Annotated in this window: 22 protein-coding genes; 15 read left to right on the forward strand and 7 right to left on the reverse strand. The window is 38.7% G+C overall.

What is annotated here, in order from left to right; translation table 11 throughout:
• The first annotated feature begins 99 nt into the window (after window positions 1–99).
• The gene (locus AVFI_RS05725) at window positions 100–966 is read left to right on the forward strand and encodes a LysR family transcriptional regulator (protein WP_054775550.1); all 867 of its coding nucleotides are present in this window, start codon (window positions 100–102) and stop codon (window positions 964–966) included.
• Window positions 967–1,013: 47 nt separating this feature from the next.
• Here the strand turns inward: AVFI_RS05725 and AVFI_RS05730 are convergent, their stop codons facing one another.
• Window positions 1,014–1,997, reverse strand: coding sequence for an HAD family hydrolase (locus tag AVFI_RS05730; RefSeq protein WP_188863244.1), 984 nt, complete (start codon window positions 1,995–1,997; stop codon window positions 1,014–1,016).
• A gap of 113 nt (window positions 1,998–2,110) precedes the next feature.
• Window positions 2,111–2,962, reverse strand: a complete 852-nt coding sequence (locus AVFI_RS05735) for an SIS domain-containing protein (RefSeq protein ID WP_054775552.1) — start codon at window positions 2,960–2,962, stop codon at window positions 2,111–2,113.
• 260 nt (window positions 2,963–3,222) lie between these two features.
• Between AVFI_RS05735 and murQ the strand changes: the two genes are divergently transcribed.
• The 5 genes from murQ (at window position 3,223) to AVFI_RS05760 (ending at window position 7,884) form a co-directional block, all read left to right on the forward strand.
• Window positions 3,223–4,122, forward strand: coding sequence for an N-acetylmuramic acid 6-phosphate etherase (gene murQ, locus AVFI_RS05740; protein ID WP_054775553.1), 900 nt, complete (start codon window positions 3,223–3,225; stop codon window positions 4,120–4,122).
• 89 nt (window positions 4,123–4,211) lie between these two features.
• Window positions 4,212–5,666, forward strand: coding sequence for a PTS N-acetylmuramic acid transporter subunit IIBC (gene murP / locus AVFI_RS05745; RefSeq protein ID WP_017018167.1), 1,455 nt, complete (start codon window positions 4,212–4,214; stop codon window positions 5,664–5,666).
• 171 nt (window positions 5,667–5,837) lie between these two features.
• Complete coding sequence (locus tag AVFI_RS05750; RefSeq protein WP_054775554.1) at window positions 5,838–6,377, forward strand: YaeQ family protein; 540 nt, start codon at window positions 5,838–5,840, stop codon at window positions 6,375–6,377.
• Window positions 6,378–6,486: 109 nt separating this feature from the next.
• Window positions 6,487–7,200 carry a sulfite exporter TauE/SafE family protein gene (locus AVFI_RS05755; RefSeq protein WP_005418886.1) on the forward strand — a complete coding sequence of 238 codons (714 nt, stop codon included), beginning with the start codon at window positions 6,487–6,489 and terminating at the stop codon, window positions 7,198–7,200.
• A gap of 174 nt (window positions 7,201–7,374) precedes the next feature.
• Window positions 7,375–7,884: a GNAT family N-acetyltransferase gene (locus AVFI_RS05760; RefSeq protein ID WP_236782047.1), complete on the forward strand. Its 510-nt coding sequence runs from the start codon at window positions 7,375–7,377 to the stop codon at window positions 7,882–7,884.
• 88 nt (window positions 7,885–7,972) lie between these two features.
• On the opposite strand, the gene AVFI_RS05765 is transcribed toward AVFI_RS05760, so the two are convergent.
• The gene (locus tag AVFI_RS05765; protein ID WP_188863243.1) at window positions 7,973–9,925 is read right to left on the reverse strand and encodes a BCCT family transporter; all 1,953 of its coding nucleotides are present in this window, start codon (window positions 9,923–9,925) and stop codon (window positions 7,973–7,975) included.
• Between the two features lie 450 nt (window positions 9,926–10,375).
• On the opposite strand from AVFI_RS05765, the gene AVFI_RS05770 reads away from it, so the two are divergent.
• A complete protein-coding gene (locus tag AVFI_RS05770) occupies window positions 10,376–12,412 on the forward strand; it encodes a prolyl oligopeptidase family serine peptidase (protein ID WP_188863242.1) in 2,037 nt (678 codons plus the stop codon).
• A gap of 115 nt (window positions 12,413–12,527) precedes the next feature.
• Here AVFI_RS05770 and AVFI_RS05775 read toward each other — a convergent pair whose 3' ends face one another.
• Window positions 12,528–14,015: an oligopeptide:H+ symporter gene (locus AVFI_RS05775; RefSeq protein ID WP_188863241.1), complete on the reverse strand. Its 1,488-nt coding sequence runs from the start codon at window positions 14,013–14,015 to the stop codon at window positions 12,528–12,530.
• A gap of 385 nt (window positions 14,016–14,400) precedes the next feature.
• On the opposite strand from AVFI_RS05775, the gene AVFI_RS05780 reads away from it, so the two are divergent.
• From AVFI_RS05780 to AVFI_RS05805, 6 genes are all read left to right on the forward strand, one after another.
• Window positions 14,401–14,598: a hypothetical protein gene (locus tag AVFI_RS05780; protein ID WP_054776115.1), complete on the forward strand. Its 198-nt coding sequence runs from the start codon at window positions 14,401–14,403 to the stop codon at window positions 14,596–14,598.
• A 339-nt stretch (window positions 14,599–14,937) separates the two neighbouring features.
• The gene (locus tag AVFI_RS05785) at window positions 14,938–16,794 is read left to right on the forward strand and encodes a colicin E3/pyocin S6 family cytotoxin (RefSeq protein WP_236781472.1); all 1,857 of its coding nucleotides are present in this window, start codon (window positions 14,938–14,940) and stop codon (window positions 16,792–16,794) included.
• A gap of 2 nt (window positions 16,795–16,796) precedes the next feature.
• Window positions 16,797–17,015, forward strand: a complete 219-nt coding sequence (locus AVFI_RS05790) for a DUF7683 domain-containing protein (protein WP_054776112.1) — start codon at window positions 16,797–16,799, stop codon at window positions 17,013–17,015.
• 290 nt (window positions 17,016–17,305) lie between these two features.
• Window positions 17,306–18,376: a hypothetical protein gene (locus tag AVFI_RS05795; protein ID WP_155661644.1), complete on the forward strand. Its 1,071-nt coding sequence runs from the start codon at window positions 17,306–17,308 to the stop codon at window positions 18,374–18,376.
• On the forward strand, window positions 18,369–19,490 hold the full coding sequence (locus tag AVFI_RS05800) for a hypothetical protein (RefSeq protein ID WP_155661643.1): 1,122 nt from the start codon (window positions 18,369–18,371) through the stop codon (window positions 19,488–19,490). Before AVFI_RS05795 ends, AVFI_RS05800 begins: the two co-directional genes overlap by 8 nt.
• Window positions 19,450–20,145 carry a hypothetical protein gene (locus AVFI_RS05805; protein WP_155661642.1) on the forward strand — a complete coding sequence of 232 codons (696 nt, stop codon included), beginning with the start codon at window positions 19,450–19,452 and terminating at the stop codon, window positions 20,143–20,145. Before AVFI_RS05800 ends, AVFI_RS05805 begins: the two co-directional genes overlap by 41 nt.
• 162 nt (window positions 20,146–20,307) lie before the next feature.
• Here the strand turns inward: AVFI_RS05805 and AVFI_RS05810 are convergent, their stop codons facing one another.
• Entirely contained in the window at window positions 20,308–21,273 is a 966-nt protein-coding gene (locus AVFI_RS05810) for a phosphotransferase (RefSeq protein ID WP_188863240.1), read from the reverse strand.
• 34 nt (window positions 21,274–21,307) lie between these two features.
• Complete coding sequence (locus tag AVFI_RS05815; protein ID WP_005418920.1) at window positions 21,308–21,766, reverse strand: RNA methyltransferase; 459 nt, start codon at window positions 21,764–21,766, stop codon at window positions 21,308–21,310.
• A 94-nt stretch (window positions 21,767–21,860) separates the two neighbouring features.
• On the opposite strand from AVFI_RS05815, the gene AVFI_RS05820 reads away from it, so the two are divergent.
• Window positions 21,861–22,334 (forward strand): LabA-like NYN domain-containing protein, encoded by a 474-nt coding sequence (locus tag AVFI_RS05820; protein ID WP_054776111.1) that lies wholly within the window; start codon window positions 21,861–21,863, stop codon window positions 22,332–22,334.
• A gap of 163 nt (window positions 22,335–22,497) precedes the next feature.
• Entirely contained in the window at window positions 22,498–23,880 is a 1,383-nt protein-coding gene (locus AVFI_RS05825) for an alpha-amylase family protein (protein WP_188863239.1), read from the forward strand.
• 85 nt (window positions 23,881–23,965) lie between these two features.
• Here AVFI_RS05825 and AVFI_RS05830 read toward each other — a convergent pair whose 3' ends face one another.
• Window positions 23,966–25,957 carry a methyl-accepting chemotaxis protein gene (locus AVFI_RS05830; RefSeq protein WP_065603513.1) on the reverse strand — a complete coding sequence of 664 codons (1,992 nt, stop codon included), beginning with the start codon at window positions 25,955–25,957 and terminating at the stop codon, window positions 23,966–23,968.
• Between the last annotated feature and the right edge of the window lie 290 nt (window positions 25,958–26,247).

Here is a 26,247-nt window from a genome sequence, read left to right on the forward strand (position 1 = left end):
ATTCTATTTAATAAATTAACGGGTTAGTTAGGTTGGTAAATTCAATAAGAATGAGTATATTGGTTTCATTAATGATAGAAAATAGCGAGAACTAGAAGTGTGAATTCCATATTTGGAAGTATTGATGATTTGTTTCTCTTCTGTAAAGTGGCTCAACTTGGGTCACAACAAAGTGCAGCGAAAGAGCTGAAAGTGCCTGTTTCAACGGTTTCACGCAGGATTTCATCTATGGAAGAGAAGTTAGGCGTTCGCTTATTAGAGAAAAGGGGACGAGAACTCGTACCAACAGAAACAGGGAAACACTATTATCAATTGCTTGAGAGTCAGTTTTCAGACTTAGAAAGTAACTGTCATCAACTTAATGAGCACATTGATGAAGTGACAGGGATGATCCGTTTATCTTTACCATATCGATTCTATCATCATTACGTTCGTGATTTGATCGTGGATTTTTTATTGGAATACCCAAAGACGCAAATTGAAATCAATCTATGTGCAGAAGATACATTACCAGCCACAGATCGAGATTTGGTACTGACTTTTGATATTAGCAGAGCCGATGGAATGATAGCTCGCCCTCTGTTTTTAGCAAAGCATGGTGTATTTGTGACGAAATCTTATTGGGAAAATAATCAAACAAAGAATATTGAAGAGTTAGATTGGATTCGATTGAATGATCAAAAAAATCTGACTTATACCGATGAGAAGCAAATCTTAAAGGAAATACATGTGCGTCCTAGGTTAGAGGTGAATGATCTTGACCAAGTTCTTCATGCTGCAATCAAAGGACTAGGGGCAGCTCGATTACCAGTGCATCTTGTTACTTCTGATATGGACTTAGTTGAGATCTTTCCTGATTATTCGTTTCCACCAAGGCAATCGTATTTAGTATATAAACAACGAAAATATCAACCTAAAGCATTAACGATTCTAGTAGAGCGGATTATTAGCGCGATGGAACGATAAAATCCAAGTGCGTTAACACTTGGATTTATTATTGAAATAGGGAAGCGTTAGTAAACGGTACACCACTCATTTTTCATATCGATTAAATACCAGTTATTACGCTGGTTAGCTTCATCCATCGCTTTATCTAAATGGCCAACACTTGATTTACGATCGTATTTCCACTCACGATCTTCGTCAGTGTGATGAACGATCATCGCCATTGAATTTGGCTGGCTAGTTGCCCATTGCATCATTGCATGGTCACCATCTGAGTTACCAACCGCTAATACTGGTTTCTTACCAATGATGTGTTGAATATTTTCAACCTTACCCGCTTTGTCATCAATGGTCAGGATTTCACCCAGTTTAGTGACTGTTGGATTGCCATTGTTGTAATCGTATTTGTATTTTAATGCGCTACCAATGATTTGTTCTTCAGGAATGCCATAAACTTCTGGTGCCCATGTACGCATGAAATCCACGCCACCGCCAGAAACGATATAAACTTTAAAATCATGATCTTGTAGGTAAGTGACCATTTCACGCATTGGTTTATAAGTAAGCTCAGTATAGGCTTTATTAAAATGTGGGTCTTTTGCTACTTCTAACCATTGTGCGACAGTTTGTTGATATTCTTCAACCGTCATGCCGCTGTGAGTTGCTGTAACTATGTCGAGTAAAGCCTTTTCACCACCAGCAAACACGCCTTTAATGTCGTTATTTAGAACAGATTTAAATGGTTCTTGTGTTTTCCATTCAGGGTGTTCTTTTGCCATGCTTTTTACTTGGTCCAGTGCGAATGCTAACTGAAAGTAGTAAGGTTTTTCTGACCATAATGTTCCATCGTTATCGAAGACAGCAATACGATCTTGTTCAGGTATAAATGTTTTTTTTGAGGTATCCGTAGATTGATCAACGTAGTTTACGATTGCTGTTTTACTTGCTCCATCTTGCCATGAAGGTAGTAGGTTTGGGTCACAATCTAAAGCCATCGCTGAAAAGGATAAGCCAGATAAGACTGCTAGGGCACAGAGTTTTTTCTTATTCATATTATTATTTACCTATTGTTTGTATCGTTTGAATACATTTATAAAGTCTAGCAATAAATGTCATGAAAAAAGGTTATAAGTGGTATAACAGCTTATACTGACTACTTGTTATATTAGATCCTATTCATAGTAGACGATATTTCATCAATCAACAGCTTAGCTTTATCACTTTTTATTTGTAACAACGTCATGAAGAGTAAATCGGTAATTACATTCTGAGCGGTTCTTGATGAGATGGATGAACTACGAAATTGTCTTTCATCTGCAATAGTATCAATACAAAAGTTAGCCAATTTACGTAGAGGGCTTTTCTTTGTACTTGTTAAAGCAATCACCGTTGCCCCTTTATCCATTGCTGTTTGTGCTGCCATTAGGATTTCTTTTCGGCTACCAGAATATGAGATAACGATTTGAACATCTTGTTTGGTTAAGGTATTCGCCGTTGCAATTTGAACATGACTATCTTGCTCAGTCAGTGCTGTCATTCCAATTTTCAGTAATTTGAACGCCAGATCTTTCGCTGTTAATGCGGAGCCACCAATCCCCACAATTTGAATACGTTGCGCTTGGTTAAGCAGAGTTGTGATGAGTTCAAATTCAGAGAAATTAATCGCGTTTGTCGTAGCAATCAGTGCGTGAGTTTTTTCTTGTACTAACTTCTGAGCAATGGTCAGGGAGGAGTCGTCACTATTGATCTTGTTATGGATAGGGCGCTCAGGTTCGAGGATGGCTTGTTTTCGACCAAGATCTTCAATAATCGCTAACTTGAATGCCGTAAATCCTTTAAACCCGAGCCGTTGAGTAAGTTTCACAATACTTGATTGCGATACGCCTACTTTAGCGGCAAGAGCTTGACTCGAATAGGAGCTGATTGAAGCTGGATCATCAAGAATAAAGTCCAAAATTTTTATCCCATTTGAGGATAAATTGCTTCTTTGGTTCTGTATCTTTTCTAAAATATTCATTCCATCTCATTTTTATTGAATTAATTATTCCAATTTTTCTTATATTATTCTTTTGTTTTTAACTCTGTATAACAAGTTGTATTTAAACAGTTTATTACATTTAGTGAACTGTTTTTACTTAATTTTAAAATGTATTTATTCCATCTATTTTGAGAGTTTAGAATAACTTTTGTTGTGATTTTGGTCACTTTATGGAATTTTTTATTCTTTATGATAGCAAGCATCAAAATTAAGCATTTAACTTTTAAAGAGTACAGATTATGAAAATCGATTTAACAACATTAGTAACAGAGAGCCGTAACAAAGCGAGTGAAAATATTGATGTGTTATCAACGGTAGAAATGCTAACCGTTATTAACCAAGAAGATCAAAAAGTCGCATTGGCTGTTGAAGCGATTCTTCCTCAAATTGCAGATGTTGTTGATGCCATTGCCGTTGCTTTTCAATCTGGCGGTCGTTTGATTTATACCGGTGCAGGTACTTCAGGGCGCTTAGGTATTTTGGATGCGAGTGAATGTCCTCCAACGTATGGTTCAAACCCTGATTTAGTTGTTGGCTTAATTGCTGGTGGTCACAAAGCGATTTTAAAAGCGGTTGAGAATGCTGAAGACAACCGTGAACTAGGTGCATCGGATCTACAAGATCTCGGTCTTAATGAGAAAGACGTTTTAGTTGGTATTGCGGCAAGTGGCCGAACACCTTATGTACTTGGTGCGATGGAATATGCGAAATCAGTAGGTGCAACGGTTGCGACACTAAGCTGTAATCCAAATAGCCCAATGACAGAGCTTGCAGATATTAACATGACACCTGTTGTAGGCCCTGAAGTGGTTACAGGCTCTTCTCGAATGAAGGCGGGCACAGCACAAAAATTAGTGCTGAATATGCTAACAACAGGAGCGATGATCCGTACTGGTAAAGTATTTGGAAACCTAATGGTTGACGTAGAAGCAACCAATGCAAAATTAGTTCAACGACAAAAAAATATTGTGATTGAAGCAACAGGTTGCTCAGAAGTCGAAGCTTCAGAAGCGTTATCTCAATGTGAGAATCACTGTAAAACCGCCATTTTAATGGTCTTGTCAGGGTTAGATGCACAAAGTGCGAAAGCTAAATTAGCACAACATAATGGCTTTATTCGAAATGCACTTTCAGACTAGTAATTGGTAACAAGGCCTTATACCAATCTGGATGAATCAAATGTTATCTAGGCTGGTACCTCAACGAACAAATTAAAAAGGAACAGAAGATGGCTAAAATAACCACTTCCATGATTCAAGAGATACTGACCGCAATTGGTGGCAAATCAAATGTCATTAAGTGTGGAAACTGTATGACACGTCTGCGCCTTACCCTTCATGATGATAATTTAGCAGATAGAGACACAATCAAACGCATTGCTGGTGTGATGGGACTGGTTGAAAGTGATGATCAATTTCAAATCGTATTAGGCCCAGGTAAAGCACAAACAGCAGCTGAGATGATGAATGAAATGATGGAAGGAGAGGAAGATAACTCTGCTTCAACAGCGACCGAAAGCCGAGATTTAAAAGACGTTGCATCAGAACATAAACAGAAATTGAAGAAAAAACAAACCAGCGCAGCACAACGTTTTTTGAGCAAGTTTGCTACCATTTTTACTCCATTAATTCCGGGGTTCATTGCTGCTGGTCTGTTACTTGGTTTCGCAACTTTACTTGATCAAATTTATATCATAGGTAATGAATCACCAAATGCGAATCTGGTGGATTTAATCCTTTATATGAAAGTCTTCAGTAAAGGCTTATTCAGCTTCTTAAGTATTTTAATTGGTTACAATGCTCAACAAGCTTTTGGTGGTTCAGGGGTAAATGGTGCGATCCTAGCGTCATTGTTTGTACTTGGTTATAACCCTGATGCAACCTCTGGTATTTATTCTGGTATGACGGATTTCTTTGGCCATGGTATTGATCCAAGAGGCAACATTATTGGTGTATTGATTGCTGCTATTATCGGTGCAAGCGTTGAGAAGAAAGTTCGCCAATACATGCCTGATAACCTAGATATGATTTTAACTTCGGTTGTGACGTTACTTATTATGGGTGCGGTTACCTTTGTGGTTATCATGCCGATTGGTGGTGTGTTATTCCAAGGCATGTCATGGTTATTCATGAACTTAAACGGTAACCCAATTGGTAGTGCAATTCTTGCGGGTCTGTTTTTAATCTCAGTAATGTTTGGTATTCACCAAGGCTTTGTACCGGTTTACTTTGCTTTAATGGATGCACAAGGCTTTAACTCACTGTTCCCAATCCTTGCGATGGCAGGTGCAGGTCAAGTGGGTGCTGCATTGGCTCTGTATGCAAAAGCAAATAAAGACGCATTGTTACGTACTCAAGTAAAAGGTTCTATTATCCCAGGCTTTTTAGGCATAGGTGAGCCACTTATTTACGGTGTAACACTTCCACGAGTGAAACCATTTATCACTGCTTGCGTAGGTGGTGCAGCAGGTGGCTTCTTTATCGGATTAGTTTCATACATGGGCTTACCCGTTGGTTTGAATACTGTATTTGGTCCATCAGGTATCGTTGCTCTACCTCTTATGACATCTAATGCAGGTATCTTTGCCGGAATGCTAGTCTTTGCAGCAGGTTTGGTCATCTCATACGTCGCTGGCTTTCTTGCAACTTGGTTCTTCGGAACAAAGAATGTTGATTTAAGCTAAGAGAAGAGTTCATAGAATAAATTAACGAATAAAAAGTACTTTCCCCTATAAGTACGCTAAGGCCTCACAGGTACCACTGTGAGGCCTTTTTTTATCAAAAATCAGACACCTCTGGTATAGCAACAAGAAAAGGGTACAATGCACGCAATTCTCATATTGTTAGGAAAGCTTGTGGCTCTTAAACCAACCATCTATAAATTTCGTGTCGCTTTAACAGACATGAATCGTGATCATTATGATTCATTGAATTTGACGATTGCTCAGCACCCTTCAGAAAACACTGAGCGCATGATGGCACGTGTATTGGCGTTTTGCTTAAATGCAAGAGAAGGTCTGGTCTTCACTAAAGGGCTATCAGAAGTTGATGAACCTGATATTTGGGTTCGTGAATATGATGATTCTGTTTCACTATGGATTGATGCCGGTGAGCCAGATGCGGATCGCATGAAAAAAGCAACGCGTCAGTCAAAAGAAACCAAAGTTTATAGCTTCAACTCAAAGTCAGAAGTGTGGTGGAAACAAAACCAAAGTAAATTTGCTCCTTATTCAGTTGATGTTGTTCGTTTTGATTGGGAACAAATTCAAGCGTTTGCCGCATTACTACAAAGAACGATGGATATTTCAGTGATGATCACAGGTGACTCTGCATTTATTTCAACTGAGCAGGGCGAGTGTGAAGTTACTTGGGAAACCTTACAATCAGTAGAATAAGTGATTTAGATTCATTTATTTGATTTTACTGTTTCAGTAATTAAATCTGGTTCATAATGCCTTCTGTTTAGCCTTTATTCAGAAGGCATTTTTTATGGAGCCGACTTTGATGGATCTTGGTTTATTATCTGCAATGTTTCTTATCTTTATAGGATCATTTGTTCAAAGCGCGATTGGTTTTGGACTTGCTATTGTTACTGCGCCACTGCTATTTTTAATTTCTCCTGATTACGTTCCTGCCCCAATAGTGATTGTCGGTTTATTCTTATCCATTATTAATGCGTATAAACATAAAGCGAATGTGTCTTTTCGAGGTTTAGGGTACGCATTTTTAGGTCGGATTCCCGGCTCTGTATTTGGTGGCTTACTGCTTTATTACGTAGATGCAAAACTGTTGTCTCTTTGGATTGGCGTAGTGGTATTACTTGCCGTTGCGATTAGCTTGCTTCCATTTCGTATTGAACCAAATAACTCAAGAATGACGATTGCAGGTTTCTTTTCAGGTCTCTTTGGCACCAGTTCTGGTATTGGTGGCCCTCCAATGGCACTGTTATTACAGCATCAAGAAGCAAACCTTATTCGAGCTAACTTATCCGCTTTCTTTGTTGTGAGTAGTTTTATTTCTCTTGCAGTGCAAGTACCTGCGGGATATATGAGCTTAAATCATTTATATCTTACGTTGCCATTACTTCCGGCTTCGGTTATCGGTTATCTGGTCGCAATGAAAGTAGTGGATAAAATCGATAAAGGAACAATAAGAAAGGTGTCTTTGGTGATGTGTTCGGTATCAGGTATTGCTGCGATAGTATTAGGAATGAGGTGAATGCCTTAACTTGTATTGCTAATTCAATATGGTGTGGTGTTAATAAAAATATCTATTGACCTGTCTAAAGCTTCATAGTCTATGCTTTATCAAGTAAACGGAAGGCGTTTTATTTCAAATGATTTATTTGAAGTGGTGCGCCTTCAAAAACGGTTTAAAACATTAGAGATAGACATGAAATTTAGAAGTGAAAAAGAATTCGATCATAAAGCAATTGAAAACGTAACTTATAAAGCGTTTGAAAACCATCCGCATCATGCTTCGGGTGCAAAACCAACAGAGCATAAAATCATTGAACGATTACGTGAGAATAATGCACTTACTCTGTCACTTGTGGCTGAGAAGGGTGACACCATCATTGGGCATATTGCATTTTCACCTGTATTAATTAATGGCAAGGATTCGAAATGGTACGGTTTAGGGCCTGTTTCGGTATTACCTGAGCATCAAAGTGAAGGCATTGGTTCCCGTTTAATTCGTTTAGGTCTTGAGCAATTAATCGAGCAAGGTGCGGAAGGGGCAGTGTTACTTGGTGAGCCAGAATATTATCAACGATTTGGCTTTAAATCGGATGAAAAATTAATATTAGAAGGTGTACCTGCTGAGTATTTCTTATGTCTGCCATTAACAGAAATTGAAATACCTCAGGGTGAAGTTAACTATCATCCGGCGTTCTTTGAATAAATAGAGCTGATAATTCGCTACATTGACATAAAAAAACCGCTGGAAGTTCAGCGGTTTTTTCATATTTAGCATTTAAGTTAATGCAAGATTAGCTTGGCGTGTTCAATCTTGTTTTAATCGCCAATTTTGCTTCTTCATTTGCTTGTAGTGTTTCTTCTTCAACTTTCTGACGCATCAGTGCATCAAAGGCAACACGTGCTTCTTGAGCAAGCTCAGACGCTGCTAATTTCGCTTCTTTAGCATTTGTCGAGTCATCAGTTAGTTGACGTAATTTTTCAATGATCTCATCAGGTGCATCACCTAAATCAACACTTGATTCACCACGAGCTAATGCTTCTTTACGTAATTGTTTTTTCAGCATCCAAATAGCATCGTTCGCTTCACGCTCTAGATCAGCCGCTTCAATTGCGTTATCACGTAGTTGTTCAAATCGTGCCAATGCTTGGCCTTCTTTGCTCCATGGATCAACATCTGGTAAGTCAGAAATATTGATAACAGGATCAACGTAATTATCTTGGTGCGATAAATCCAGCATGGCTGCTTTAACACCAGAGATCATTAGCATGATAGCGATAACTAATAGAGGTAAACCACCCACAATCGCTGCCGTTTGTAGTGTTGCTAGGCCGCCCATAAACATCAATGCAGATGGCATGAATGATAGAGTGAAAGCCCAGAACAGACGGTTCCAACGCATTGGGTCTTCAGTTACGTTCGTTTGTACTACTGACGCTAAAATGTAAGAGATAGAGTCAAACGTTGTCGCAGTGAAAATCACACATAACAAAGTAAACACAGCAATGACAAAAGTGCTGAATGGCAGTTGTTCTAAAACAGAGAAGATAGCACGAGTTGCGCCTTCGCTATTAAGAATACCAACAACGTCTAATTCACCAGATAATTGCAGTGATAAACCGTAGTTACCAAGGATGATGAAGTACATTGCACAGCCTAAAGAGCCGAAGAATACTGCACCTGAAACCATCTGTTTAATCGTTCTGCCACGTGAAATACGAGCAACGAACAGACCCATGCTTGGTGCAAATACTAGCCACCATGCCCAGTAGAAAATAGTCCAATCTTGTGGGAAGTGAGTATCTTCAAACGTACCCATACCACCAAACGGTTCTGCCCATGTCGCCATCACAAAGAAGTTAGATAGCATACGACCTATTGAATCTAAGCCTGTTTCCAACATAAAGATGGTTGGACCGCAAACTAATACAAACAGCAGTAAACCTAATGCACCCCAGAAGTTAATGTTACTTAAAATCTTAATGCCTTTGTCCATACCCATGTATGATGAGTAAGCAAAGATAGCGGTACAAACCATAAGTACTAAAATCTGGCTACCTGTTGTTGCAGGAATACCAAATAGGTAGCTAATACCTTCGTTGATAAGTGGGGCTGCTAAACCTAAGGTTGTTGCTGCGCCGCCCAATAGACCGAAGATAAACAGTACATCAATAACTTTACCCAGTTTACCAAAGCTGTTTGCTTCGCCAATAACAGGCATTAAAGCAGCAGATACTTTTAGTACAGGTTGTTTACGTACGTAGAAGAAGTAAGCAATTGGAATTGCAGGGATCATATAGATACACCAAGCAATTGGACCCCAGTGGAAAAGACCATAAGTCGCCGCCCAACGTACTGCTTCCTCACTGCCAGCTTCTAATTGAAACGGAGGGTTTTGGTAGTAGTATGCCCATTCAATCGTACCCCAGTACAAAATACTGGCACCGATACCGCCACAAAATAGCATTGCCGCCCAAGACGCCAGTGCAAATTCAGGCTTTTCATCTGGATCACCCAGTTTGATTTGGCCGATATCAGAGAACACGATGTAGATCATGAAGAAAAATGCCGCTAAACCTAGCCCTAAATAAGCAAAGCCCAGTTTGTCGGTCATGAATGTTTTAGCTACGGCAATCCACTCGGCACCTTCAGCTGGGAATACCAGTAAAGGAACTACAACCGCACAAAGCAGTAAAATTGCGCCGAAAAAGGTGGGTTTATCGATAAGCTCGAAGTGTTTTTTCATTTTTATTGTCCGTAATAAAAACAGATTTAATTAAGTTCACGCACCAATAATTCCCCATTCTGAGGGAGTTCAGACGGGTTCAACTTAAATAAATAGAGTATAAATATTGTGTGCGGATGTATTTTTGTAAGTAATGTAATGCTCGAAAATATTCAGGTCACGATTAACCTGAATCGAAGATAAAATAGTGCGAATTTGTCAATATGTCGACAAACTTATTTCTTTATTTTATGAAAAATGTGATCTAGATAACATAAAAATAAACTACGAAAAATCGCTGTTTAATAAACATTCTAAATGCACAAAAAGTGTTAATGGTTGGTTTTGATTGAACTTTAATGCTCTCGGTATCAATAACTAATCTTAAACCATCAAACAGTTGCATTCCTATTTTTAATGGGCGTATTCTACAAACAGATAACACAGACTAATTATAAATAGGGATGCATTATGATTTATCCTTTCACAAAACAAGACTCAACCGTTGACCACTATTTTTCACATGCCATTGCTGACCCATATCGTTGGCTAGAAGATGACAGAAGCGCTGAAACTGAAGCGTGGGTGAATAAGCAAAATGATGTCACCTTCGATTACCTTTCTCACATTGATTTTCGTGATGATATTCGAGCCTTAATTGCAAAAGGTCAGGATTACCAAAAAAACTCACAACCATTTAAACGTGGCGATTACACCTATTTTTATCAAAATGATGGCTTACAAAATCAGAGTGTCCTGTATCGCTCAAAAGAAGGGAAAGATATTGACGTCTTTCTTGACCCAAATACGTTCAGTGAAGAGGGAACCACCTCTTTAGGAACGGTTAGTTTTTCAAAGGATGCTTCATTAGTAGCGTATTCGATTTCAGAAGCGGGCAGTGATTGGCGCAAAATCTTCGTATTAAATACCGAAACCAAAGAACAAATTGAAGCGCCGATTGTAGACGCTAAATTTACCGATATCTCATGGTTAAGTTCAAAAGGCTTTTACTACTCAAGTTATGATAAGCCAGAAGGCAGTGAATTATCAGCAAGAACAGAGCAGCATAAACTCTATTTTCATGAGATAGGCAAACCACAAGCCGACGATGTTTTGGTGTTTGGTGGAAGTGAAGAAGAAAAACACCGTTACGTAAGTGGCTATACAACAGAAGATGATGCGTATTTGGTTATCTCTGCTGCTACATCAACATCGGGTAATAAACTGTTTATCGAACCATTAAACAGAGACGGGTCATATCGATTAACGGTACTTGATCATACAGATTCAGATACCTATGTGATTGAGAATGAAGACTCGCACTTGTTGATGTTCACCAACCTAAATGCACCCAATGGCAAAGTGGTATCTTATGATGTTGTCACCGGTGAGTGGACAGACATTATCCCTGAACAACCACAGCCATTAGATATCAGCGTTGGTGGCGGTACTTTGTTTGCAACTTATATGGTTGATGTACTGAGCCAAGTGAAGCAGTACGATTTTTCAGGTAATTTATTACGAGAAATTGAACTACCGGGTGAAGGCCAAGCAACGGGGTTCTCAGGTAAAAGGGAACAAACCGATCTATTCTTTACCTTTACTAACTACGTTACACCACCAACGATTTATCAATTTGATGTAAAAACCGGCGAGACGGAACTGTATTTAGCGTCTGCTTCACCTTTTGACTCAGAGAAGTTTGAATCGAAACAAGTGTTTTATACATCAAAAGACGGTACGCAAATCCCAATGCTTATCTCTTATCGTAAAGGCATTGAGCTTGATGGTAGTAACCCAACGATTCTATATGGATATGGTGGTTTTAATGTCAGCTTAACACCAAACTTCAGTGGCGTAATGGCCAGTTGGTTAGAGCTTGGCGGTGTGTATGCTATTCCTAATATTCGTGGTGGTGGCGAATATGGAAAAGAGTGGCATAAGGCAGGAACACAGCAACAAAAACAAAATGTATTTGATGACTTTATTGCTGCAGCGGAATTTTTAATCTCAGAAAAATATACCGACTCATCACATTTGGCAATTCGTGGTGGTTCAAATGGTGGATTACTGGTTGGTGCGTGCATGACTCAGCGACCAGAACTATTTAAAGTTGCTCTACCAGCGGTTGGTGTTTTGGATATGCTTCGTTATCACACTTTTACTTCTGGTGAAGGTTGGGCGTATGACTACGGCACTTCAGAGCAAAGTGAAGAGATGTTTAACTATCTATTAAACTACTCACCAGTGCATAACGTAAAAGAGGGCGTAGAGTATCCTGCGACATTAGTGACAACCGCTGATCATGATGATCGTGTTGTTCCTGCTCACTCTTATAAGTTTATTTCTGAGTTGCAAGCCAAACAATCGGGTGAGAACCCTGTGTTGATCCGCATCGATGTTAATGCCGGTCATGGTGCCGGAATGCCAATCTCGAAATCAATGGATTTAATGGCCGATGTTTACGCATTTACCTTAAGTAATATGAAGGTGAATCCGTTTGAGTGATTTGAGTTTAATACATTAATAGTTAAGAACACGACAAATTGAAATCACAATAAAAAAGCAGAATGAGGATTAAAATTCATTCTGCTTTTTTGTTAGTTAACTTAGCTAAAAATGCTTATGGTTGCTCAACCAATTCAGCGTCTTCTAGTTGTGAGCTTGTCATCATCTTATTTAATTTTGGTGCAGTGATTGCCATTACAATAGCGACCGCTAAAGTAACAAAACCAATGTTTTGGAATAGCTCAGTATAAACAGGCAGCGTATCCAGCGGATCAGTTAAATGCTCTGGCGTTGCACTGAATGTGGCTACATAACCACCAATGATGAAAGAAGCGGCTTGAGTCAAAAACCATGCCCCCATCGTAAAGCCCATTAAACGTTGCGGAACTAGACTTGCCACCATCGCAAGGCCAAGACCACTGATCATTAGCTCGCCTAAGCTTTGGAATAAGTACACCAATACCATCCACCAAACCGAAACCATACCGGCTTGGTCAGCAAACCAGTTACCCGCGGCTGCAACAGATAAGAAACCAAAGGCACACATGAACATACCAACAGTGAATTTACCTGGCATAGATAGGTCTTTGTTTTGGTTTCCATAGTAAGTGTATAGATAAGCCAATATAGGGCTACAGAAAATCACCCAGAATGGATTTAACGCTTGTAGACTAACAGGGTTAATGTCCATACCAAACAACTCAGAGTGGACGTTATTAATGGCAAAAAAGTTAAGTGATGTTGGCATCTGAGCATATAACACATAGAAAATGATCGCTTGCAGCATAAGAATGAAAGCCACAATCATTTTGTTGCGTTGTTCACCTGTTTCTTTAAACGTTTCTTTTAAGAAGAAGCCAACCACACCAACACCGATTAAACCGAGTGCTAAGTTTGCCATCATGATGTTTTGCAATAGCCATGCACACACTAGAGTAGATGCAACGGTACCAATTAAAACGATAAGCGCTTTGGTTTTGTTGAGAGGCAGAGCGTCAGGTTCAGAGCCAATCCCTTGCACTGTACTGCGCAATGAAAAGTAGCTAAATAAACTAGCGATAAGACCTAAACCACAGATGACAAATGCGTATTCATAACCATAATTATTAGCGATAACAGGGCTTATAGAAAGGGAAACCAGAGAGCCAATATTAATGGACATATAATAAAGAGTGAATGCGCCATCTAAGCGTGAATCACCTTTCTCATAACACTTAGCCAGTAGGCTTGATGGGTTTGCTTTGAATAAACCATTACCAACAGCGATAGCCCCAAGCGCCACATAAATAAAGTTAGGGTTTAAAATGGAGAAACCCATTAAAAAATAACCCAAAGCAAGAACAACGGCACCGAACACCATGGTGCGTTTTGTTCCTAGAACATAGTCTCCGACGTAGCCACCAACAGAGACAAGCCCATACACTAAGGCCGCAAATGCACCAAAGGTAACGAAAGAGTCTTGCATGCTAAAGCCAAGCTTATCTACGAAGTAGACGGCGAGGATCCCTTGAAGGCCGTAGTAACCAAATCGCTCCCATAATTCAATGAAAAATATCATCTTAAATGGTTTTGGTTGGTTTAATATACTTACTTTATTATCCATATTAGTTATTTCACCTAGCTGTTTGTTGTTATGTGCGCATTAAAAACTAATTATGAAAATTAAAACGTGATATTTGTTTGTTTTGTAATCTAGTCTTCGTGATCAAGCTCGCATTAGATTAAATGCTCTAATAATTAATCATTAGGAAAACCGAGTCGAGCAACGTAATTACGTGTCTACTAGGTTGCATAAGTTATTGATAGGTTGAAATTAAATATCATTAATGTAATCAAGTGGGATTTCAGAGCAATAAACAGCATTAGATTTGCTTATCTAAACTGATTATTTTTTGATGCATATAAAGCGTGAGGCGTGTTTAGGATGGGGGGAGCGTTTTTATATATCCTATAATTGATTGATTAATGAAATAACAATGAGGCCATAAATGATGAATATTAAGCCAATTAGAACTAAAGATGATTATAAAGCGACAATGGTTCGTATTAGCGAACTTACTAACAGCGATCCTGATGCACTACCTGATAATGAGTTTGATGAATTAGAAATGTTAACCGTTTTAGCAGAAGCATACGAAAATGGGCATTATAAAAATGAAGCAACAGATTCAGTAATCGGTCATTAAATTCAGAATGGAGCAGCTTGGGTAAGTGATAGTGATTTACAGCAATACTAGGTCAACGTAGTCGAGTGACTGAAATTTTGAAAGAAAGAGACGACTTTCTCTCGCCATGATTAGGACCTTAAATTGTAAGTTGGATATACCATTTGAGAGTCTGATTGGTGAATATCAATTGACTAAATAATAGGTAGTAGTAATGACTGCGAGGTATGGTTATTTTGTATGCTTATTGTTGATGCAGTTTAACTAGTGTTTTGGTTGTTTTTCCTATTATATTCAGTAAAAACGCATTCAATTTTTCATTTATCATTATAGAGGAGTTTTAGTAGTGATAGAGATAACATGGAAAAGAAGACCACAAAATTTATAAATGCTTACTTCCCATGGAATGAGGAGCTAGCAAAAGAATCTAAACCAGACCTACCTCATTATGAACCTGTTAAAGATTCACAAACCAAAGATGCTGCTTTTGAATATTCAATTGAGATAGCTTGCTCGCAAGATGAACTGAATACTTATCAAGTCGGTGTTTTTTCTTTAGGTAAGACTAAGGAAGAAGAAAGCATATCATCATGGCATAAAACACAAACCGACGAAGGTTTCACTCTACTTACTGCAAGCGTAAATATTAATGAACCTAAAAAACTTCATCGTGAATTTTTTCGTTTGAGTGGTAATGCAATTTCATTTGATGATGTAAAGCCAGTTAAGGTAGGTTCAGGGAGTCATACAGAATCTTTTGTTCCTATTAAACCTGCGCTTCAAGTAGGTGAACGTCTTGGTTGGCCTACTGAGGGATATTTTTATCATTTTATTGATGATACGTTAATTAATGAATATAAACTAAAAGGTTCAGGAAAATGGGCATTTCAAGTTACTCACTCAACGAAAGAAACTCTCACTGATGAGCTAGTGTCGGCTCATGATTATGCTTTTATTTTACTGCCGTGGAAAATTAATAATACAGTGATTGCACGTCAGCATTTGCTTTACCTTCCTCAAAAAATGTCGGTTAAGCAGTTTGAAGATATCGATTCAAATTGGTTAGATACACACGCTTGTTTGCTTGATGTTAATGCGATCGTTCAAAGCAGACATGAAGACAAACTATTGCGAGAACAAGAAGATGAGACGCTTCCTACTGCAATAATTCAAAGTGTTGGTCAATCAATAAGTTTTGATAATACTTATACAGCCCCATCAACTCCAAAGCTTCGTCATAATGTAGTTCCTGCTATTGAAGATACCGCGATACCGCAACGAACACCGATAGTCAATGTATGTAAGATAGACCTAATGGCTAAAGCCACAGAATTTGGTGATATGGCCGTTCTTGCCTTACCTGCATCTAGCGCCACTGGTAGCAGTGTATTGGGTACGCTAAGTAGCAATATAAGCAAATCAGTGGGGAGCTGGGCTTTATCTGATGCAGCAGTTAGTGGTATGGCGCGTTTAGGTGGTGGTATTATTGCTGCATTATGGCCATCACAATTAGGGGATGGTTCGCTTGATGGCAGTTTTCAATTTGATGCCTCAGATGCAATTAATACTACGGTTCGTTTTAATTTATACAAAGATGAAAATGGGGTTGAGCAAGTCGTTGGTATACATTCTGGCGATGGATATGCTTATGGCGAACGAGTAAAAAAGAAAGTCGCTGAGCAAAATGGTGATAAGTTCGTCATTGACCTTGAAGAGGGGATTACACTAACGTGGGTGCCCGATGGTGAAGAGTATAAGTTAGATCCAACTACAGAGCGTCCTGAGTATGACGGCTTAGATGTTCATGATGTATGGGTAAGGCCAATAGAAGAGCATGAGCAAGAATTAGGAACGGTACTTTACCCAGAAAATGAATTAGTAGAGTATATCGTTACATTCCCTGTTGATGCAGGTTTGCCGCCATTATATTTGGTGTTTAATAAACCATCTGGGGATTTAAAATTTGTACCAGCACCTAGAGGTGCGCCTCCTTTACCGGCATTTCCTGAAGCAAAAAAAGCTAAAGAAAAAACGTATGTTCAAGGAGGAGGGAAAAAAAGACCGAGATGGAAAGACAAAAAACGAATATATGAATGGGACTCTCAACATGGAAAGGTTGAAGTCTATGATAAAAATGGGAAACATTTAGGTGAATTTGACCATATTACTGGGAAGCAAACTAAGCCTAAAGATCCTACTCGTAAGGTGGAGAAGTAATTATGTATGAACTTAACTTTTTTGATAAAGATACAGAAGAATTGATTTATGAATTTGAACTAAATAATTTAAGTGATGAAAATGTATTTAGTATTTTTGGATTTTCGCTTGATGGAAATTGTGCAGATGTAAGTAAAGATCATTTGCTCCAAATTGAACGTCATGTTGATTTAAGGTTTCCTTCTGAAGATTATGATATATCAATATGTCAAGTTGAATGATAGCTGTTAGTTCATATCATTAGTGTAACTGGTTGGGATTTCAGAACAATAAACAGCATTATATTTGTTCATTTAAAGTAATTATTTTGATACGTATAAAGCTGAGGGCGTGTTTTGGCTGGATTGAGTGTAATGAATTTAGCTTCTGATGCCTTTGAAGTAGGTAAATAACAATCAAAAAAAATGACGATATATTGAATTGGTTATTAGGATAAAAGCAATAATTCAAATATCATATAAGTCTGTTTAGATAAAATTTAATGTTAATATTAACAGTAAGGTTAGAATTAATGGCTGAAAATGGGCCTCGTGAAGAAATCGCAAAGGTTGTATCTTCTGATTTGCTAAGTATTTTTAAATGGGAACAATATGGACCATATGATCAAGATTTCCCATGTAGAAAGCAAGATAAGCATTTAGACAAGGAAAAAAAACAAAAACATACACATCCTGTTGATGTGGTTTTTGGCTATAAAGACCCTTATAGCAATAAGAACGTTCTTTTTAATACTGATTTAAAAAGTTACGGTAAGGGGTCAATAAGCCCTACGAAGATAGAAGAAGCTTTAACGTCTCTGGCTAAGACTATAGATTGCGCAGAAAATAGCTCACACTGGCAAGCAAAATATCTAATTCCTGCCGGTGATTTTGAAGTCCGAGGCTTGTTGTTTGTTTATAACCATGATAACCAATACCAGAAAGGTTTTTATGATTTTTTCTATCCGCCAAAGCGAGAGAAAGGTCAAAAAGGTCAACAACCTAAGCCTGTTCAACTTTCAAAGATACCTGTACCTAAAGATAAAAAATTACACTTCGTTGAACCACTTCAGATTAACTATTGGATGACAATCGTCTCCGATATTAACGATATGATTCGTCATAGTACGTTTCCGAAAACTGAATTTGGATTTTATTACCCAGAGTTGACGTTCCACAAGGTTGTTTCTTCAGAGAAGTACCTCCCTGCAACTATTGAAATGCTGTCATCTCCTTTTATTATCATCAAACACGATGAGGTGTATGACATTGTTGGTGGTAAAATTAAATCCGTCTATGATCCTGGTTACGTTGTTTACTACAACCGAGATGCAAACACTGATAATGAGTTTCTATACCTTTTGGATCTGCTATCAAAGTATCAACTATTAAATGCTGAAAATAAAATTCGATTAAAAGTACCACATACTGGAACTAGTGGCTCAGCTCGCTCGCATTTTAATCGGGCACTAGAAAAGTATGCTCATGAATGGGGGTACGACGAAGAAATGAAGAAGAGACTCGATATTAAGTTGGAGTTGATTCCTTATAAGATTGAGTTCTATAACTCAGAAGATATTGGTTGGAAGGGTGTTCATGCATAAAAATTATCTTTATAGCGTTACGGATAAAGCTTTATTTGACGCACTTAATACATCGAAGATTAATAACTCTGAACTAAGGGACTTATTCTTGTCTCGGGGCGTAATCATATCGACCGAATCTAAAAGAGAAGAGCTTGCGCTTGAGTTTTCTAAATATAATCACGATTACTACGACCATCAAAGAATTGCTTCGGCTATGGGTGTGGTGCAGCGTAAAGAAAAAACGACGACGAGCGATTATGTCACTGAGGTAGAGCAAGAGTCTTTGGAAACGACGTTAAACGTTCTTAAGAAGCAAATTACCGAAGAAAAGGATTTATGTATCTGGCATGAAGACGAAAATGGTAATTTTATTGTTGATATCACGTATGAAACTCCTGATTACACTAAGTCTGATTTTAAGCAAATTGTTAAAAAAGAAGCGACTATTACTATCGAGAAAACGGGCTCTGGTTACACGGTAAGATATCCGGACAATCCAAAGGTAAAAGATTATGAAAGAACGATTCGAGAGTCTGTCGCATTAATTGCAGAAGAAGCAGGTCAGGAATTTGACTCTACTCGTATCAATTTGGCATCTATTGATGATCCCTCTGCTAGAACTAGTTTTTTCCAAAAATTGCTTTACAGAATGAGTGGGTTTCAGCCAATAGATGTAACGGACGTTTATGTGTTCCACCCGAAGCCAACAGATGATGAAAAAGATAAATCTGGGGATTCTGGCATTCACATTAGCAGAGCTTCCTTGAAGGGTGAGGGTGTACTTCAATCGGATGAGCTTCAAGATTTCTATAGTCGTGGTTTTTATATATCCAAAATTAGGTGGAAGTTTGAAGAGCAACTAGTGGGTTCGGACATCTATGTAATGGAAGCAATGTTCGGTAAACCAGAAACTTTTGAGGATTTTTCTTACATAACAAGAGGGAAATTCAAATATAAAAGTAAAGGTGAATATAACAAAAATCCATCTAAATTGGATAAAGTAGAAGAGCTACGAATATCTAGACTCATCGAAGACACTGCGCGTACAATAGTCGATGAAATCTTAGAAGAAACTCTAGGGGAGGGCGAAAATGAGTCGTCAGAGGCTGAAGTTACTACTGATAAACAGTAAAAAAAACGTACCAGAAATACTGTCCAAATTAAGACAACAATCTGATGAGCAGCATGACTTTACATTTCATAGCGTTTCACTGAGCGAATCGGATGCACTTTATGCTACGTATTCAGAAAAAGTTGAGTTTAGCGATGAAGCTTATGATCAATTTGGTAATGTTATCGATGAAATATCATATGTTACTTATCGGAACATTAGTTTTCATGTTGAGGTTCTTGATACGAATAAGCTACTGATGGTGATTTATAATTCACCTAAGTCGATACGAACTTTTTTAGACTGTTTTTCGAGACTTTTTGATTTTCAGGTAGGGTTTAGTAATCCAGAACTAAATTTAAAGTTATTTAAAAGCGTACTCGAAAGTGACCTTAGCGCCAAACTTGAAGGCACTGGAAAAGTAAAAGTTAGTCGTGTCGTGATAGATAAAGCGGCAAAAGCTACTATCGAAATAACGAGCATAAAAGACGCGTTTAAATCACTAGAGAAACTGATAGAAGGAAAGGTATATAAATTAGATAAGCTCAGTAGCTCAATTTATGTTGATGGCCAAACAGTTGACTTTGAACTTTCCAAAACATGTAGTTTAACGGTTAGAGATAGGAGTTTGAGTTATATTTTGCCATCAATCAAAAATACTCTCATAAATCAATAATTGCTTAATTAAAGGCAGTAAAGAAAGATGATAACCCAACTGATAATTGATATTGATATTGGTTGGGTTGTTATCAAATCCATCAGGTTAAGAATGTTTTTGACTACCGTACAGGTGTCAGGGGTGTCACGTTCTTCCATTCAAATACTAAAATAATTCTGATTATTCACCTAACACACCCAAAGCCCTTAATTTAAGCCCCTCAGTATACCCATTTATCTTCCAATGCTCTGGGCTCCAGCCTTTTACAAAGCGATGGAAATCAGCCCATGCGATGCAATACAGAGGTCGCCATTCTGCTTCTATCTCAAGGGCTGTTTCTAATTGGTTTTCCCCTAATGCGTGTTTGATTTGCTCAAAGTAGTGGTCGAGTAGTTCGCTCTCAAGCTCTGCGCATTTTTCTGGGGGAATACAACTACTGATAAATAAAATCACATCCTTCATGCCGCAGCCTTTTCCTATGTATTGGAAATCAACCGCAGCAACGTGTTTTCCATCTTCAGAAAAACAGAAGTTCGCTAATTTAGCATCACCATGTACAAGGGTTTGATAGCGGGTATTTTTAAGTGTTTGATCAATCTTAAGCGCAGCGTTTTTTAATGGTAAATCTGTTAAGGCTTCAAGCTCATCAGGGCGCGTGTCTAAATGCCAATAAGTACCCGTTTCCCATAATCCTATTGGCTGTGTGTCTAAGTGCTCGATATGAAAATACGCCAGCCAAGTTAAACAGGCTTTGGCTTCGTCTAATGATACGTCGGTTTTTACCAGAGGAAAGCCAGCGGTCGCCAGATCTTCAAGTACTAACACGAGCTCATTATCACGTTGCTCCACGTATAAACAACAGGGTACAGGGTTATACAGTGACACTGAGTTGGCATAATCTTGATACCAGTTAAGTTCCACTTGGTATGAATCAAGTTTACGTTGATGCGAGCGATCCGTATTCCAACCTCTAGGATGCACTTTAGGTTTTGGTAACGTGATTTGTTTGACGATAACCGAGGAGGTAGGAGCATTGCGTAAATGCAAACGCACCAATTCCCCATAACCGCCCCACAAGGTTTGTAGCGTATCAGTCTGAGTAATTGATGCGTTTTCGAAACCCGAAATACGTGATAAATCAAACATGTCGAGTTCCTTTATTTATCTAGCTTAATCTAGATTACTTATGGTTTGAGAAGTTGTCGCCTTTTGCCATGCGATCGTACATGATCACGTTTACCGCAGCCGCAAGGTTCATACATCCATTGGTTGGTACGTAAATCGTTTCACGACAGAAATCGGTGATCTCTTTTTTCAGCGTACCATCTTCAGGGCCAAAAATGTAAAACGCTCGTGGTGGGTGCTTGTAATCTGGCAGTGGTTTTGCGCCTTCAATCAAATCAACGGCCACAGGCACGCAATCTAGAGGAACGATGTCTCTTAGATCTTCAACACCGATTAACGGTAGGTTTAAATGCTGACTTTTTGTATCCGTACAAAACTGCTTAGCAATGTCATAACGCTTCCCTGTGTAGAATACAGAGTTTACGCCATAGCAACCCGCAGCGCGCATTACAGAGCCTACGTTTTCAGGTGTTTTTGGATTTACTAAACCAATACAAGAATAGCCTTTAGTCATTTTTACCGTCTTTCTCTTACAAAATTTGCGCGAAGTATACCTAAATTGATGCCATTCATATAGACTCATTAGAGAATTTCCTAAGAGAATGATTATGAAAACAGTAGCAATTTTGGTTGATGTGCAAAACATCTATTACACCACGCGTGATGTTTACCAACGTCATTTCGATTACAACACATTATGGGCAAAAGTAACCGAAGGAAGAACCGTGGTGGGAGCGAACGCTTATGCTATTGCCCGTAGCGACGATAAACAAAAGCAGTTTCATAATATTCTTCGTGGTATTGGTTTTGATGTTAAGTTAAAACCCTTTATTCAGCGTCGTGATGGCTCGGCAAAGGGCGATTGGGATGTAGGGATCACCCTTGATGCCATTGAACTGGCTGAGCAGGCGGATATTGTGGTTTTATTGTCTGGTGATGGGGATTTTGATTTACTCATTAAGCGAATTCAGTCACGTTTTAATAAAGAAGTTGAAGTGTATGGCGTAGCAGATTTAACTGCTAATTCACTCATTGATGCGGCAGATCGCTTTATTCCAATTGAAGATAATCTATTGTTATAAAACAGATTATTTATTGTAGGTCGTTGTGTTAAGTAATCTGTAATTGAGATAATTATCATTCTACGCCTTTCGACTCCTACTTTATTTTATAGAATGGGGAGGAGGGCAACGAAAAACGGCCTTTTTATAATTGGCTCACATCATAAAAAAGGATAATAATGAAATGAGTCAAGCAACACAGCAGCATTCCGATCCGGTTCCTATCGTGAGTAACGTGATACTTCACGCTTTTGATTGGAGCTATCAACGAATTACTGAACAAGCTGAATTAATTGCTCAATTGGGCTATCGCTCAGTGCTTGTTTCTCCTGCCATGAAATCTCTTAACTTGCCATCTGGAACTAAGTGGTGGCAGCGTTATCAACCTCAAGATTACCGTTTGATTGATAACCCTCTTGGCGATACGTTTGACTTTAAACGCATGGTTGAACGTTTAACTGAGCTTAATATTTGGGTTTATGTGGATGTGGTGTTTAATCACATGGCCAACGAATCGGATATTCGAGCTGATTTAGAATACCCAAATCAATGGGACAGAGAAGACTACGTTAAAGAGCCTGAAAAGTACGAGGCATTAACTTTATTTGGTGATTTATCTGAGCCTCTGTTTACTGAGAACGATTTTGTTGAAGCGTTTGGTATTGAGAATTGGAATGACAAATGGGAAGTGCAGAACGGACGTATTTCAGGTGGTCCACACGATCCCGGTTTACCGACATTAGCCGATAATGAACACGTTATTGCACAGCAACGTGCGTATTTAAAAGCGTTAAAAGCCATTGGTGTGAAAGGTTTTCGGATTGATGCCGCAAAGCACATGAGTCTTGAGCATCTTGAGAAAGTGTGGGACGAAGAGATCACGCATGATATTCATATCTTTGGTGAGATCATTACTGATGGCGGTGCAACAAAAGAAGAGTACGAAACCTTTTTAAGCCCATATTTACAAGAAACCAAATTAGGTGCTTATGATTTCCCTCTGTTTAATACGTTGTATCAAGCGCTAGAGGGAGAAGGGTCATTAACAAGCCTGATAGACCCGTATATTTACGGTATGGCGCTTTCTCCATTACGTGCAATTACCTTTGCTACCACTCATGACATTCCTAATAACCAGGTGTTTCAAGACCTTGTGATGTCTGAAGAACACGAATGGCTAGCTTATGCGTATCTGTTTGGACGTGATGGTGGCATTCCGCTTATTTACTCAGAGTATGAGATCAGTGGATTTAAAAATACGGAAGGTAAGCCACGCTGGAAAGATGAGTGGTGCTCTAAACGCATGACGCAATTGATTGGGTTTTATCATGAGATGTATGGCGAAACTCAAACGCAAGTTGAAGCCAGTGACGAGCACTTGGTGTTTGCACGAGGCGAGCGTGGTTTAGTCGCTATCAATAAATCTGATCATAATATTGAAGTGAATGTCGCGGTTAAGGCGGATATTGTTTGGTTAGAGCATACTTCTCAAACTTATCATGCACCGCAGCAAGGGAATTTGCGTTTCTTTATTCCTGCAAAATCGTATTTGCTGTTTTCTCGTTAATCGTTAGTTTTTAGAGCAAAATGTAATAAAAAAGGTGGATAATTTATCCACCTTTTTTGTTTGTTACATTGCTCATCTAAGATAATTACACTTTAAATTGATGCACGATATCACTTTGCTGATGAGCCAGTTCATTTAATGTTTGGCTTACATTAGCAATGTCGTTCATCGCTTCTTGGTTATTTTCTGCAATGTGGCTGATGTCTTCTAAGCTACGTGCAATCTCAGTTGTTGTTGCACTTTGCTCGTTCGCCGCTTGAGATATGTGATTACTCATGTGGCTGATCTCTTCAATTAAGTTTTGGATCATCACCATCGCATTATTGGCTTCGTTGGTTTGAGTAACGCTTTGCTGCATATCTTCAACACAGCTTTCAATCACTGTCGTGGTGGTTTTTGAACTTGATTGAAGGTTAGCAATCATCACTTCAATTTCAGAGGTCGACTTGGCTGTACGTTGAGCAAGAATGCGAACTTCATCAGCAACAACCGCAAAGCCACGGCCTTGTTCGCCGGCACGAGCTGCTTCGATAGCCGCATTAAGTGCCAGTAGGTTGGTTTGCTCAGCAATGTTATTAATCACATCCAAAATTGAGCCAATCTCGCTACTTACTTTCTGTAGATTTGATACGGCTTGTACTGATTCATCCAAACGAGAAGAAAGCTGCTCAATGGTCTCTAAGTTGTTTTTCATGACTTGTTGACCGTGTTCAGAAGCGGCTTCTACTTCTTGTACTTTTAGCAGTGAGCTTTCTGAACTTGATGCAACTTCAACAACCGAGTGTTCCATCTCTGTCATTGCCGCTGCAACGCTTGTGGTTTGTTCACGTTGGTTTAGCAGTTGTTGTTTCGCTTTTTCTGCGGTTGCGTTGTTATTTTGCGCCACTTCAGTCAGTTCGTCAGATGCACCACTTAACTGAATTAAAACTTTCTGTAGGTTGTCAGCAAGGGTATTAATATGACGAGATACACGGCTAAATTCGGTGTTTCGTTTGGTTTCAATACGCTGAGTCATATCTCCAGAGGTTAATGACTCTAGGATCTTAAGCATGTTTTGTAGTGGGGTACGAACTGATGTCGCTATATTAAAACCAATAAAGGTTGCTAGCAGAGAAACAACCACACCCAGTGCAATCCCTTTATAAAGGCTCTGTTGGTAAATGGTGTCTGCTTGTTGCAGTGAGTTTTGTAAATCTTGGTTTGCCAATTGATTAAATGAGGTAAGCAGGGTAATGGCTTTATCAATTTGCTGAGCAAGGTTTGAGATGTTGGTGTATAACGCATCATTAGCCGTTAGGTAGGCAAAGTGAGTATTTAGAATCCCTTCTTTTTGTCCTACTTCAGCGCTGAATTGTTTTACTGAATCATCAAATGTGCCTTTTAGCTCTGGCAATTGGTTTGCTAGCCCACGGTAAGCGTAGTTTAGATGCGTAACTGCTTTTTTGTTTTGATTAACAGCTTTATTAACCAATGCGATATCGTTACTTGCTAATGCATCCGAAGTAATAAGCTCTGCGTCTTCTAGTTTCACGAAGTAGCTTTTCGCCATCATCTTAACAGCGATACTTTCTTGGTCATTAATGTATTCTTTCATGCGTACACTTAACTCAGTGTAAAGACGCTGAAAGTTACGGATCGCTTGTTGTTTTTCATCTTCAGCCGTTAGTAGGGCTTGGTAGTTATCCATTGCTACTTTTGCTTCATTAAAATAAGCGCTTTCTATTTTAGCCAGTTCTGAACGTTGTTGTGCGCCCGTGTTTTTTTGTTGAGCGGTATTAATAAGTTGCTTAAAGGTATTTTTAAATTTGGTTTCTGCAACAGAAAATTGCTCACGAGCTTGCTGCATTTGAATAGGATCGCGAGTAGTAAGGAAATCTTTAAATGACTTATCAGCGGCAAGCAAGGAGACGCTTGTTTCGTTTGATAAGCTCACTAAAGGCATGGACTCTGAAGAGACAGATTGCATCTGTTTGTGAATATTGCTCGTTCCGTTGAGCATTAAGATAACCGTCGTAATAAATAGGATAACAATTAAGGAGAATCCTGCGTACATGCGACGAACTACCGAACTGTTCATGTTGTATCTCTCTTTCATCTAAAAGGGTATTAAGAGTGTGCAATGATGACTTTTTTGCTTGCGAGTCTTAAAATGGTTACAGTGATTATTCATAATATGATTAACACGTCACACAAATTGCGACCTTGTCTATAAAATTAACAATAACTGTTAAAATTTTTACATAATTTCGGGTGACTTCTCTGTTTGGGTTTTAGATGATTGCTTTTACTATTTCTCAAGTGATTGTTTTTGAGCTATTTGTAACGCATACTAAGTGAAAGTAAAAAATAAAATAGAATTCTGGGTAT

The organism is Aliivibrio fischeri ATCC 7744 = JCM 18803 = DSM 507 (assembly GCF_023983475.1).
GTDB classification, from domain to species: domain Bacteria; phylum Pseudomonadota; class Gammaproteobacteria; order Enterobacterales; family Vibrionaceae; genus Aliivibrio; species Aliivibrio fischeri.